Genomic DNA, 529 nt, shown 5'->3' on the forward strand with positions numbered 1-529 from the left:
CTGGGCGCGGAGAGCGTGGCCAGTGGCACCACGGCCAGCGCGCAGGGCTTCGCCGCGCAGGCCACGGCCAGCTACGCCACGGCGGTGGGTGGCTATGCACAGGCGGCGGGCTTCAACAGCACCGCGCTGGGCAACAGCAGCACGGCCAGCGGCAGCAACGATGTGGCCGTTGGCGCCGATGCGGTGGCCAGTGGCGAAGACAGCCTGGCCGCCGGCCAGGGCGCGCTGGCGACCGGCTACAACAGCGTCGCGGTGGGCGGGTCGCTGTTCGGCCTGCTGCCGGCCGAGGCCTCGGGTGACTACTCCACCGCCGTGGGCGGTGGTGCGTGGTCGCCGGGTACCAACAGCACGGCGCTGGGCAACGCGGCCATCGCGCAGGGAGCAAACAGCGTGGCGCTGGGTGCCGACTCGCTGGCCGAGCGTGACAACACGGTCTCGGTGGGCGATGTCGGCAACGAACGGCAGATCACCAACGTGGCCGCCGGCACCGAGGACACCGATGCGGTGAACAAGGCGCAGCTGGACGAAG

Annotated in this window: 1 pseudogene; it reads left to right on the forward strand. The window is 72.2% G+C overall.

What is annotated here, in order from left to right:
• Positions 1-529 (forward strand): annotated as a pseudogene (locus tag AC06FE_RS19580) (hypothetical protein); the annotation flags it as partial.

The sequence above is a fragment of the Stenotrophomonas sp. Steno-C18 genome (genome assembly GCF_056393195.1).